At 61.0% G+C, this 12,746-nt stretch carries 10 protein-coding genes; 7 read left to right on the top strand and 3 right to left on the bottom strand.

The window, feature by feature from the left end; genetic code table 11:
* Positions 1 to 46: 46 nt before the first annotated feature.
* Both HU759_RS02270 and ompR read right to left on the bottom strand, forming a co-directional pair.
* A complete protein-coding gene (locus HU759_RS02270) occupies positions 47 to 1,360 on the bottom strand; it encodes an ATP-binding protein (protein ID WP_017135367.1) in 1,314 nt (437 codons plus the stop codon).
* Between the two features lie 117 nt (positions 1,361 to 1,477).
* On the bottom strand, positions 1,478 to 2,218 hold the full coding sequence (gene ompR, locus HU759_RS02265) for a two-component system response regulator OmpR (RefSeq protein WP_017135366.1): 741 nt from the start codon (positions 2,216 to 2,218) through the stop codon (positions 1,478 to 1,480).
* 357 nt (positions 2,219 to 2,575) lie between these two features.
* Here ompR and HU759_RS02260 point away from each other — a divergent pair, with 357 nt between their 5' ends.
* The 7 genes from HU759_RS02260 to tauD all read left to right on the top strand — a co-directional run bounded on the left by HU759_RS02260 (position 2,576) and on the right by tauD (position 10,799).
* Positions 2,576 to 4,903: a Tex family protein gene (locus HU759_RS02260; RefSeq protein WP_056858188.1), complete on the top strand. Its 2,328-nt coding sequence runs from the start codon at positions 2,576 to 2,578 to the stop codon at positions 4,901 to 4,903.
* Entirely contained in the window at positions 4,903 to 5,286 is a 384-nt protein-coding gene (locus HU759_RS02255) for a PaaI family thioesterase (protein ID WP_017135364.1), read from the top strand. The genes HU759_RS02260 and HU759_RS02255 overlap by 1 nt, the downstream gene beginning before the upstream one ends.
* Before the next feature lie 214 nt (positions 5,287 to 5,500).
* Positions 5,501 to 7,084 carry a glutamate--cysteine ligase gene (gene gshA / locus HU759_RS02250; protein ID WP_186617893.1) on the top strand — a complete coding sequence of 528 codons (1,584 nt, stop codon included), beginning with the start codon at positions 5,501 to 5,503 and terminating at the stop codon, positions 7,082 to 7,084.
* 258 nt (positions 7,085 to 7,342) lie between these two features.
* Positions 7,343 to 8,320 carry a taurine ABC transporter substrate-binding protein gene (gene tauA, locus HU759_RS02245; protein WP_169986664.1) on the top strand — a complete coding sequence of 326 codons (978 nt, stop codon included), beginning with the start codon at positions 7,343 to 7,345 and terminating at the stop codon, positions 8,318 to 8,320.
* Between the two features lie 18 nt (positions 8,321 to 8,338).
* Positions 8,339 to 9,118: a taurine ABC transporter ATP-binding subunit gene (gene tauB, locus HU759_RS02240; RefSeq protein ID WP_017135361.1), complete on the top strand. Its 780-nt coding sequence runs from the start codon at positions 8,339 to 8,341 to the stop codon at positions 9,116 to 9,118.
* On the top strand, positions 9,115 to 9,951 hold the full coding sequence (tauC, locus tag HU759_RS02235) for a taurine ABC transporter permease TauC (RefSeq protein WP_099549521.1): 837 nt from the start codon (positions 9,115 to 9,117) through the stop codon (positions 9,949 to 9,951). The genes tauB and tauC overlap by 4 nt, the downstream gene beginning before the upstream one ends.
* Before the next feature lie 11 nt (positions 9,952 to 9,962).
* The gene (gene tauD / locus HU759_RS02230; RefSeq protein ID WP_186617891.1) at positions 9,963 to 10,799 is read left to right on the top strand and encodes a taurine dioxygenase; all 837 of its coding nucleotides are present in this window, start codon (positions 9,963 to 9,965) and stop codon (positions 10,797 to 10,799) included.
* Positions 10,800 to 11,624: 825 nt separating this feature from the next.
* On the opposite strand, the gene mgrA is transcribed toward tauD, so the two are convergent.
* Entirely contained in the window at positions 11,625 to 12,662 is a 1,038-nt protein-coding gene (gene mgrA, locus HU759_RS02225) for an L-glyceraldehyde 3-phosphate reductase (protein ID WP_017135725.1), read from the bottom strand.
* Positions 12,663 to 12,746 lie beyond the last annotated feature (84 nt).

Raw genomic sequence — 12,746 nt, 5'->3', positions numbered from 1 at the left:
CGTTATCGCAGGCAAGCCAGCTCCCACATTGGGTTGCTGTTGTTTTTTAGACCGCATCCCTTGGCAGCATCAAGCCTAGCGGCAAGCGCACCCGTGCTTCCAGGCCGCCTTCTTCGCGGTTGCGCAGCTCAACATTGCCGCCATGCATCGAAGCAATTCGCCGCACAATCGCCAGCCCCAGCCCCGTACCCTTGCCGCCCCGCGCACGGTCGCCACGGGTGAATGGGTTGAAAATACCTTCCAGCTCCGCCGGGTCGATGCCCGTACCACGGTCCATCACGCTCAACACCACATAGGGCGCCGTGCTGTCGCCGGACACATAGGCGGCCACTTCCACATCTGAACCCGCGTGATGCAAGGCGTTGCCGATCAGGTTGTTCAACAGGCGCTTCATCGATACCCGACGCAATGCAAACGGCTGGATCGGCTCCAGGCGCATGCGCACCTGTTCGCCATTCTGGTTGTAGGGCGCCACCACCTCACGCACCAGGTCCGTGAGGTCGACTTCCTCCACCACCTCATCACGGCCATCGCGGATAAACGCCAGGAATTGATCGAGAATCGCGTCCATGTCCTCGATGTCGCGCACCATGTCATCGGTCAGGTCGTTATGGTTGCCCATCAACTCCAGGGACAGCCGCAAACGCGTGAGCGGCGTGCGCAAGTCATGGGACACGCCCGCCAGCATCAGCTCGCGTTCGCGCCCGGCCTGTTCGACATCCTCCGCCATCTGGTTGAAGGCACCGTACACCTCGGTCATCTCACTGGGCGTATCGCTGATCGGCAGGCGCACACTGCGCCCCTGCCCGAGCTGGCGGGCGGCAAACACCAGGCGTTTAAGCGGTTGGTTGAGCTGTCGGACGAAAATCCACGCGGAAGCGGTTGAAAGTAAACCGATGGCCAGGAACCAGCCCAACACGTTCCAGATTTTTTGCCCGCGCAGCGGATGGGGGTAAAGGGGCACCTTGATCCAGGCATCTCCCAGACTCGGAGCCCTGACCCAGAGTGCAGGTGAAACATGCATGCGCAGGCGCACCTCGGTGTCCTCTCCCAGCTCAGCCTGCATCTGACGCTGATAAATCTCGCTGTAAGGCCAATGCTGCTCACCTTCGGGCACACCAGCGCCGTCGACTCGAATCAGCGTCGAAGCCTTTGCTACCTTTTCGCGGTTTTCAGGGTCAACGGCCCAGTAGGCACGCAGTGTCAGGGCGACACCGTGGCTGTACTGCCTGTCTACCAGCACGTCTTCGTTCATCAATAGATAAACCAGCGTGAGCGCCTTGGAAAACAGAACGACGATCAGCACCAGCCAAAGGGTGCGAGAGAAGAAACTTTGCGGGAACCACAACGGGGTTTTCATAGGAGACAGCTAAACACCTTGCAGGAACGAGCGGCGCTCGCAGAATTGCAGACGCCGGGCATCCCGTCGACCCTCATGGAGTCAAACGCCGGGATGCCCGCCCCTGCAAGTCATCGGTCACTTGGTTGCAGTGCCATCCGGCACAAACACATAACCCACGCCCCACACCGTCTGGATGTACCGCGGCTTGGCCGGGTCCGGCTCGATCATCCGGCGCAGACGCGAGATCTGCACGTCGATGGAGCGCTCCAGGGCGTCCCATTCGCGGCCACGGGCCAGGTTCATCAACTTGTCGCGGGTCAACGGCTGGCGAGCATTCATCACCAATGCCTTGAGCACGGCGAACTCGCCGGTGGTCAGCATGTGCACTTCTTCGCCACGCTTGAGTTCGCGGGTCGCCAGTGACAGCTCGTATTCGCCAAAGGTGACGCTCTCGTCTTCGCTGCCTGGCGCGCCCGGTACCGGCGGTGCCTGGCGACGCAATACGGCCTTGACCCGGGCCATCAACTCGTCAGGGTTGAACGGCTTGGCCAGGTAGTCATCAGCGCCCAGTTCCAGGCCCTTGATGCGGCTCAGCTCATCGCCCTTGGCGGTCAGCATGATGATGGGGATCTGGTTGTTCGCACCGCGCAGGCGCTTGCAGGCGGTAAGGCCGTCTTCGCCGGGCAGCATCAGGTCGAGTACGACCAGGTTGAACACTTCGCGCCCCAACAGGCGGTCCATCTGCTCGGTGTTCGGCACCGCGCGGGCACGGTAGCCCTTGGAGTTGAAAAAACGTTCCAGCAGGCTGCTCAGCCCCGGATCGTCGTCAACGATGAGAATTTTTTCGCCTTCAGCAGTTTGTGCAGTGCTGCTCATTAGATGCTCCTCTTATCTCGGCGCGCATTATGGCGTAGCTGCCGTTATACGCACCGTGTGCATTGTTAGCAGATTTTTCCTCCACCGCCAGCGAACCCGCGTCCTACAACCACCGGCGCAGTACCCCCCAAGGGCAGAACGCTGGTTATAATGCGGCGCCTTCACGCAGGGCACTGTCAGACTTTACTGTTTGCAGCCTCAGCCGTTTTTTCAGCGCGGGGCAGCAATTTCCCGATTTCGAGGGTCAATAGGCAGCCTTTTGACCCAGGCAGCGGTGCCGCTGGCGCCGCTCAACCAGCCTCGCAACGCCTTGTTTTCCGGGCCTGCGAGCTGCTTTCAAGAATTTCAGGTGGTTTTATGGACAGCATCAACAGCCGCATTGCCGAGGAACTCGGTGTACGCCCACAACAGGTCGAAGCGGCCGTCGCGCTACTGGATGAAGGCTCCACGGTGCCTTTCATCGCCCGTTACCGTAAAGAAGTGACCGGCAGCCTCGACGACACCCAATTGCGTCACCTGGAAGAGCGCCTGCGCTACCTGCGAGAACTCGACGAACGGCGCATCAGCATCCTCGCCAGCATCGAGGAACAGGGCAAGTTGACCCCGCAACTGGAACGCGACATCAAGCTCGCCGACACCAAGACCCGCCTCGAAGACCTTTACCTGCCGTACAAACAGAAGCGCCGCACCAAGGGCCAGATCGCCCTGGAAGCCGGTTTGGGCGAGCTGGCCGACGGCCTGTTCAACGACCCGTCGCTGGCCCCGGAAACCGAAGCAGCGCGCTTTATCGACGCCGAAAAAGGCGTCGCCGACGTCAAGGCCGCCCTCGAAGGTGCCAAGTACATCCTCATGGAGCGTTTCGCTGAAAACGCCGGCCTGCTGGAAAAACTGCGCACCTACCTCAAGCAGGAAGCCATTCTCAGTGCTCGCGTTATCGCCGGCAAAGAGGAAGAAGGCGCCAAATTCCGCGATTATTTCGAGCACGACGAGCCGCTCAAGAGCATGCCGTCGCACCGGGCACTGGCGATTTTCCGGGGTCGCAACGAAGGTATTCTCAGCTCCGCGCTGAAAGTCGGCGACGAATTGCCGGGCACCATGCACCCGTGCGAAGGCATGATCGGGCAACAATTCGGCATCCAGAATCAGAACCGTCCTGCGGACAAGTGGCTCGGTGAAGTCGTGCGCTGGACCTGGAAGGTCAAGCTCTACACCCACCTGGAAACCGACCTGCTCGGCGAGCTGCGCGACGGCGCCGAAACCGAGGCGATCAACGTGTTCGCCCACAACCTGCACGACCTGCTGCTGGCCGCACCGGCCGGCCCGCGCGCCACGTTGGGCCTCGACCCGGGCTTGCGTACCGGCTGCAAGGTTGCGGTGGTCGACTCCACCGGCAAGCTGCTGGACCACGCCACCGTGTACCCGCACGTGCCGCACAACAAGTGGGACCAGACCCTCGCCATTCTGGCCGCCCTGTGCGCCAAGCACGCCGTGGACCTGATTGCCATCGGCAACGGCACCGCCAGCCGTGAAACCGACAAGCTGGCCGCCGAGCTGATCAAAAAATACCCCGCCATGAAGATGACCAAGGTCATGGTTTCCGAGGCCGGCGCTTCGGTGTACTCGGCGTCGGAACTGGCTTCCAAGGAATTCCCGGACCTCGACGTGTCGATCCGTGGCGCCGTCTCCATTGCTCGCCGCCTGCAGGACCCGCTGGCAGAGCTGGTGAAGATCGACCCTAAATCCATTGGTGTCGGCCAGTACCAGCACGACGTGTCGCAGCTGAAACTGGCGCGCGGCCTGGATGCGGTGGTGGAAGACTGCGTGAACAAGGTGGGTGTGGATGTAAACACCGCCTCAGTCGCGCTGCTGGCGCGTATTTCCGGGCTTAACACCACCCTGGCGCAGAACATCGTCACCCACCGCGACGAAAACGGTGCGTTCAAAACCCGCGCCGCGCTGAAGAAAGTCGCACGCCTGGGCGAAAAAACCTTTGAACAGGCCGCCGGCTTCCTACGGGTCATGAACGGCGATAACCCGCTGGACTCGTCTGCGGTTCACCCGGAAGCCTACCCGCTGGTGCAGCGTATTGCCGCCGAGACCGACCGCGATATCCGTTCGCTGATCGGTGACGCCGCGTTCCTCAAGCGCCTGGACCCGAAGAAGTACACCGACGAAACCTTCGGTGTGCCGACCATCACCGACATCCTGCAAGAGCTGGAAAAACCTGGCCGCGACCCGCGTCCCGAGTTCAAGACCGCCGAGTTCCAGGACGGTGTTGAAGACCTCAAGGACCTGCAGCCGGGCATGATCCTCGAAGGCGTGGTCACCAACGTGACCAACTTTGGCGCCTTTGTGGATATCGGCGTGCATCAGGACGGTTTGGTGCACATCTCTGCACTTTCGGAGAAGTTCATCAAGGATCCACGCGAAGCGGTAAAAGCCGGTGACGTGGTCAAGGTCAAGGTCATGGAAGTCGATATCCCGCGCAAACGCGTGGGTCTGTCGATGCGCATGAGCGACACCCCAGGCGAGAAAATCGACGGCGCCCGTGGTGCACGCCCAGGCTCGGCCCCGCGCCAATCCCAGGGTAACGCGCCGCGTAAAGAGCCCACCGCCACGGCCGCGCCAAGCAACAACGCGATGGCGTCGCTGTTTGCCAACGCCAAGCAGTTGAAGAAACGCTGATGGAAATCCCGGCCGGTTTGACCCAGAGCGCGTTCAGCGAACTGATCGGCTGCCGCCTGCAACGCCTGGACGAGGGCGTTGCCGAGGTGGCCCTGACACTGGAGCCGCAGTTGCGCAACCGCGCGGGCAAGCTCCATGGCGGGGCGATTTTCAGCCTGGTCGACATCACCATGGGGCTGGCCTGTTCCAGCGCCCATGGGTTTGACCAGCAGAGCGCGACCATCGAGTGCAAGATCAACTATATCCGCGCCGTCGAAGACGGTGATGTGCTGTGCACCAGCCGGGTGATTCACGCCGGCAGACGCACGTTGGTGGTGGAAGCCGATGTGTATCAAGGCGAAAGACTTGTCGCAAAAGCACAAGGCACCTTCGCTGTCCTCTAGCTCCCCGCCCTCGATTTGAGTTAATTTCGGCGCTGCGACAACAGCGTCGGAATTTTCTTGCTGCGCTATAGCCCAATTCATGGAGTGAAGTAGGCTTTTTCAATGTGAGCCAAATCGACTCTAAACCAGGCGATAACGCCAGTTTCAACTTCACCCTTGTAGACCGTCCTGCCCACCCCCATATTGGGGCGACTGACGCGTGAAGGAATCCAACTTGAGCGAACTTCTCAACCGCCGCCTGGCCCTGCTCGGCAAGCGCGAACACCTCTCCCTGCTAGAGCAATGCTTGCACGGCATCGAGCGTGAATGCCTACGCGTCACCGGTGAGGGTCGCCTGGCACAAACGCCGCATCCAGAAGCCCTGGGCGCCGCGTTGACCAATGAATTGATCACCACCGACTACTCGGAATCGCTGCTGGAGTTCATCACTCCCGCCCTGCCCAACCCGGCCGACACCCTGAGCAGCCTGGACAAGATCCATCGGTTTGCCTACAGCAAGCTCGGCAGCGAGTACCTGTGGAGCCCTTCGATGCCGTGCCCGTTGCCGGCCGAGGAAGATATTCCGATCGCCTACTACGGCACCTCCAATATCGGCCAGCTCAAGTACGTGTACCGCAAGGGCCTGGCCCTGCGTTACGGCAAGACCATGCAGTGCATCGCCGGCATCCACTACAACTTTTCCCTGCCGGAACAGCTGTGGCCGTTGCTCAAGGAGACTGAAGGCTTCGTCGGCACCGACCGCGACTACCAGTCCACCGCCTACATCGCGCTGATCCGTAACTTCCGCCGCTACAGCTGGCTGCTGATGTACCTGTTTGGTGCTTCACCGGCCCTGGACGCCGGTTTCCTGCGCGGTCGTTCGCACCAACTGGAAGTGCTGGACGCCGACACGCTGTACTTGCCGTACGCCACCAGCCTGCGCATGAGCGACCTGGGTTACCAGAGCAACGCCCAGGCTGGGCTGACGCCGTGCTACAACGACTTGAACAGCTACACCGACAGCCTGCGCGAAGCGGTGGCAACGCCCTACGCGCCTTACGTCGAAATCGGCACCCATAAGGATGGTGAATGGGTGCAGCTCAACACCAACATCCTGCAGATCGAAAACGAGTACTACTCCAACATCCGCCCCAAGCGCGTGACCTACACCGGCGAGCGGCCGATCCAGGCGCTGATGGCCCGTGGCATCCAGTACATCGAAGTGCGCTGCCTGGACATCAACCCGTTCCTGCCGATGGGCATCGACCTGCCGGAGTCGCGTTTCCTTGATGCGTTCCTGCTGTACTGCGCGTTGAACGACAGCCCGCTGTTCGCCAACAACGAGTGTGGCAATGCCACCTCCAACTTCCTCAGTGTGGTCAAGGAAGGCCGTCGCCCAGGCCTGCAATTGCAGCGTGAAGGCCAGGCGGTGGACATGAAGGAATGGGCCACCGAGCTGCTGGAGAAGATCGCCCCGCTGGCGGCCTTGCTGGATGAGAGCCATGGCATCACCGAGCACAGCCAGGCGCTGGACGCTCAGTTGGCGAAGGTCAAGGACTCGTCCCTGACGCCGTCGGCCCAAGTGCTGGCAGCGATGGCCGAGCGCAAAGAGAGCTTTGCGCAATTCTCCCTGCATCAGAGCGAGGTACACGCCGCGCACTTCCGTCAGGAGCCTTTACCGGCCGATGAGCAGGCACGCTTTGAAGAGTTGGCACGTAAGTCGCTGGCTCAGCAGGTGGAGCTTGAGCAAAACGAAGTGGGCGACTTTGACGTGTTTGTCGGCTCGTACCAGGCAAGTATTCTGGCGATCAGTAACTAAAGCATCACGCCATCTCCTGTGGGACCTGGTTTGTGTGGGAGCTGGCTTGCCTGCGATGCAAACACCTCGGTGTATCAGTGATACCCAGGTGATGCTATCGCAGGCAAGCCAGCTCCCACATTTGCCTTCATTGGGTTGAAGATTGCGCTCACTCTTCTCCTCATAAGCTAATTCGAAAATGTTATTTATTTTCGAGTTCTTAGATCATTTAGTCTCCTCACACGCCGACCCTCGGCCGCCTGATTGAGGAGCTTCCCCTTGAAACTGCTTACCCCATTGCGCCTCTTGGCCGCATTGTCCCTTGCCGGTGCCAGCCTGTTTGCCCAGGCGGCAGATGTGACCATTGCTTACCAGACCACCGTAGACCCGGCGAAAGTCGCCCAGGCCGACGGTGCGTATGAAAAAGCTACCAACGCCAGGATCGACTGGCGCAAATTCGACAATGGCGCCGACATCATCGCCGCCATTGCTTCCGGCGACGTCCAGATTGGCTACCTCGGTTCCAGCCCGCTGACCGCTGCGGTAACGCGCAAAGTACCCGTTGAAACCTTCCTGGTCGCCACCCAGATCGGCGGCGCCGAAGCGCTGGTAGCGCGCAATGGTTCGGGGATCAACAGCCCACAGGACCTGGTCGGCAAAAAGATTGCCGTGCCTTTCGTGTCTACCGGCCACTACAGCCTGTTGGCCGCGCTAAAACACTGGAACATCGACCCTTCCAAAGTGACCATCCTCAACCTCGCACCACCGGCAATCATTGCGGCGTGGAAGCGCGGTGATATCGACGCGACATACGTGTGGGACCCGGCCCTGGGCGTTGCCAAGGAAAACGGCAAAGTGCTGATCACCTCCGGCGAACTGGCCAAGTTCGGCGCGCCCACCTTCGATGCCTGGATCGTGCGCAAAGACTTCGCCGAAAAACACCCGGAAATCATCACCGCCTTCGCCAAAGTCACCCTGGACGCCTACGCCGCCTACCGCAAAGACCCACAGGCCTGGCTGGCCGACAAAGGCAACGTCGACAAGCTGGTGAAGCTCTCCGGCGCCAAGGCCAGTGATATCCCACTGCTGCTGCAAGGCAACGTCTATCCGCTGGCCGCTGACCAAGTAACCCTGCTGGGCGCACCGACTACCAAGGCTGTAACCGACACCGCCGCGTTCCTCAAGGAACAAGGCAAAGTCGACGCCGTGCTGCCGGACTACGCCCCTTACGTCAGCGCCAAGTTCATCACTAACTGATTCAAGGAGCTCATCGCGATGGCCTTGCTACAACTGGAGCGCATCAGCGCACAGTACCCAGGCGCCACAGAACCGGTACTGTCCGATATTTCACTCGACCTTGGGCCTCAGCAATTGCTGGTGGCCCTCGGCCCGTCCGGCAGTGGCAAGACTTCGCTGTTGAACCTGATTGCCGGCTTCGTCGAACCTTCTGCCGGGCGTATCACCCTCGATGGCGTGCCGGTCAAAGGCCCGAGCGCCGAACGCGGCGTGGTGTTCCAGGACGACGCTCTGCTGCCCTGGCAGGACGTGCTGGCCAACGTCGGCTTCGGCCTGGAACTGGCCGGTGTGCCCAAGGCACAACGCGAAGTGCGCGCCCGGGAAATGCTCGCACTGGTCGACCTGGCCGGTTTCGACAGCCGCCGTATCTGGCAGCTTTCCGGTGGCCAGAAACAGCGTGTCGGCCTGGCCCGCGCGCTGGCGGCCGACCCTCGCGTGCTGCTGATGGACGAGCCTTTCGGCGCCCTCGATGCCTTCACCCGCGAACAGATGCAGGAGTTGCTCCTGCAAGTCTGGCGGCGCACGGCCAAGCCGGTGTTCCTGATTACCCATGACATCGAAGAAGCGGTATTTCTCGCCACCGACCTGATCCTGCTGGCGCCCAACCCAGGCCAGATCGTCGAGCGCCTGCACCTGGACTTCGGTCAACGCTACGCCGCCGGTGAATCGGCGCGGGCGATCAAATCCGACCCGCGCTTTATCGAAACCCGTGAACACGTGCTGGGCAAAGTGTTCTCGCAACGGCAGGTGCCTGCATGAGCAGCTACGAACTTCCCGCCACGGCCGCCAAGCCGGTAGCGCACAAGGTTATTCCGGTACGTCGTCGCCTGAGCACACGCTGGATCAGCGTACTCACCCTGGTCGCCTTGCTGGCAATCTGGTGGGCGGTTACCGCCACTGGCCTGATCGAACCGCTATTCCTGCCGCCACCATCCGCCGTGCTGCAAAAAGGCTGGCTGCTGGCGACCACCGGCTATATGGATTCCACTTTGTGGCAGCACCTGGGCGCGAGCCTCACGCGCATCGGCCTGGGCCTGGGCTTTGCGGTACTGACCGCCGTGCCGGTGGGGATTGCCATCGGTGCCAACCGCATTGCCCGTGGCATCCTCGACCCGCTGATCGAGTTCTACCGGCCGATTCCGCCCCTGGCTTACCTGCCGCTGATCGTGATCTGGTGCGGCATCGGTGAGCTGTCCAAGGTATTGCTGATTTACCTGGCGATCTTTGCGCCTATCGCCATCGCCACCGCGACCGGCGTGCGCACGGTCGACCCGGCCAAACTGCGTGCCGCGCAGTCGTTGGGCGCCACCCGCGCCCAGTTGATTCGCCATGTGATCCTGCCGAGCGCGCTGCCCGACATCCTTACCGGCGTGCGCATCGGCCTGGGTGTGGGTTGGTCGACCCTGGTTGCCGCCGAGCTGATCGCCGCCACCAGCGGCCTGGGCTTTATGGTGCAGTCGGCGGCGCAGTTCCTGGTCACCGACGTGGTGGTGCTGGGGATTCTGGTGATCGCCCTGATTGCCTTCGCCATGGAAATGGGCCTGCGTGCCCTGCAGCGCAAATTAGTGCCTTGGCATGGCCAGGCACATTGAGTGAGAACCGCATGAGCAGCCTGACCGTTACGCCAATAAGCACCGCCCTGGGCGCCCTGATCAGTGGCGTCGATATCACCCAACCGTTGAGCTTTGAAGAACGTGACGGCATTGAGCAGGCGCTGCTCAGCCACTCGGTGCTGTTCTTCCGTGGCCAAGCCGTCACCCCGCAGCAACAGGCGCGGTTTGCGGCAAATTTTGGCGACCTGCACATTCACCCGATCTACCCCAACGTGCCGGAGCAGCCCGAAGTGCTGATCCTCGACACTGCCGTGACTGACGTGCGCGACAACGCCGTATGGCACACCGACGTGACCTTCCTGCCGACGCCGGCGCTCGGCGCGGTGCTCAGCGCCAAGCTGCTGCCGGCCTTTGGTGGCGACACGTTGTGGGCCAGTGGCATTGCGGCGTATGAAGCCTTGTCGGAACCCTTCAAGCGCCTGCTCGACGGCCTCACGGCGACTCATGATTTCACCAAATCCTTCCCGCTGGAGCGCTTTGGCAACACCGCCGAAGACCTGGCGCGCTGGGAAGAGACCCGCAAGAAGAATCCACCCCTGTCACACCCGGTGGTGCGCACGCATCCGGTCAGCGGGCGTAAGTCGCTGTTTGTCAGTGACGGCTTCACCACCAAAATCAACGAGCTGGAGCCGGTGGAAAGCGAGGCCATACTCAAGCTGCTGTTTGCCCACGCAACACGGCCGGAATTCACCATTCGCTGGCGCTGGCAGGAGAACGACGTGGCGTTCTGGGACAACCGCGTGACCCAGCACTACGCCGTGGATGACTACCGTCCGCACCGGCGCGTGATGCATCGCGCCACAATCCTGGGCGACGTCCCCTTCTAAACCAGGCACAGCCTCTGCATCAATGAAGGTCAAAATGTGGGAGCTGGCTTGCCTGCGATAGCGGCGGACCAGCCCATACATTCATCGACTGACACACAGCCATCGCGGGCAAGCCCGGCTCCCACATTGACCGCGTACTGCCGAATGAATTTGCCACACTGAAGATCAAAATGTGGGAGCTGGCTTGCCTGCGATAGCGGTGGACCAGCCACTACTTCATCGACTGACACACCGCCATCGCGGGCAAGCCCGGCTCCCACATTGACCGCGTACTGCCGAATGAATTTGCCACACTGAAGATCAAAATGTGGGAGCTGGCTTGCCTGCGATAGCGGTGGACCAGCCACTACTTCATCGACTGACACACCGCCATCGCGGGCAAGCCCGGCTCCCACATTGACCGCGTACTGCCGAATGAATTTGCCACACTGAAGATCAAAATGTGGGAGCTGGCTTGCCTGCGATAGCGGTGGACCAGCCACTACTTCATCGACTGACACACCGCCTTCGCGGGCAAGCCCGGCTCCCACATTGGCCGAGTACAACCGAGTGAATTTGCCACACCGAAGATCAAAATGTGGGAGCTGGCTTGCCTGCGATAGCGGTGGACCAGCCCATGCATTCATCGACTGACACACCGCCTTCGCGGGCAAGCCCGGCTCCCACATTGACCGCGTACTGCCGAATGAATTTGCCACACTGAAGATCAAAGTGTGGGAGCTGGCTTGCCTGCGATAGCGGCGTACCAGCCCATGCATTCATCGACTGACACACCGCCTTCGCGGGCAAGCCCGGCTCCCACATTTTTGACCGGCTTGTACCGGCTTATTCAGCAGTGGACGGTTTTTCCCACAGGTTAATCCCGCCTTCCTGCGCAAACCGATCAATCTCCGCCAGTTCTTCCGCGCTGAAGCTCAAGTTCTTCAACGCGCCAACGTTTTCAATGATCTGCTCCGGTCGGCTCGCACCAATCAAGGCACTGGTCACCCGTGGGTCACGCAGGGTCCAGGCCAGGGCCAGTTGCGCGAGGCTCTGGCCACGGCGCTTGGCGATTTCATTCAACCCACGCACATGGGCAATGTTGGCTTCAGACAAGTGCTTGGCCTGCAACGAGCCGCCACCTGGGCGGTTGACCCGCGCATCGGCCGGCACGCCGTTGAGGTACTTGTCGGTGAGCAAACCCTGGGCCAGTGGTGTGAAAGCAATCACCCCTGCGCCAAGTTCGTCGGTGGTATCCAGCAGGTCTTTTTCAATCCAGCGGTTGAGCAGGTTGTAGGCCGGCTGGTGGATCAGCAACGGCACTTTCCACTCTTTGAGCAGCGCCGCCATTTCGCGGGTTTTCACCCCGGAATAAGAAGAGATACCGATGTACAACGCCTTACCCTGCTGCACGGCAGTGGCAAGGGCGCTGGCGGTTTCTTCCAACGGGGTGTCGGCGTCAAAACGGTGAGAGTAGAAAATATCCACGTAGTCGACGCCCAGGCGTTGCAGGCTCTGGTCCAGGCTCGCCAGTACGTATTTGCGCGAACCGCCACCCTGGCCGTAAGGGCCGGGCCACATGTCCCAGCCGGCTTTGCTGGAAATGATCAGCTCGTCGCGGTAGTGCTTGAAGTCTTCACGCAGCAAACGGCCGAAGTTGATCTCGGCGCTGCCATACGGTGGGCCGTAGTTGTTGGCCAGGTCGAAGTGGTTGATCCCCAGGTCAAACGCAGTGCGCAGCAGGGCGCGCTGGGTGTCGATCGGGGTGCTGTCGCCAAAGTTGTGCCACAGCCCCAGGGACAGTGCTGGCAGCACCAATCCACTGCGACCTACGCGGCGGTACGGGATAGATTCATAGCGGTTTTCGGCAGCAATGTAAGTCATCGAATCCTCTCTTGGACGTAGGCAAATAAGGCCTGGGAATAAGGTTATTCCCAGGCCTTTTAACCAGCTGAATCGCTTAAGCCT

Origin of the sequence: Pseudomonas sp. OE 28.3 (genome assembly GCF_014268205.2) — a bacterium.
GTDB lineage: Bacteria > Pseudomonadota > Gammaproteobacteria > Pseudomonadales > Pseudomonadaceae > Aquipseudomonas > Aquipseudomonas edaphica.
This window is presented reverse-complemented; position numbering and strand designations above follow the sequence as displayed.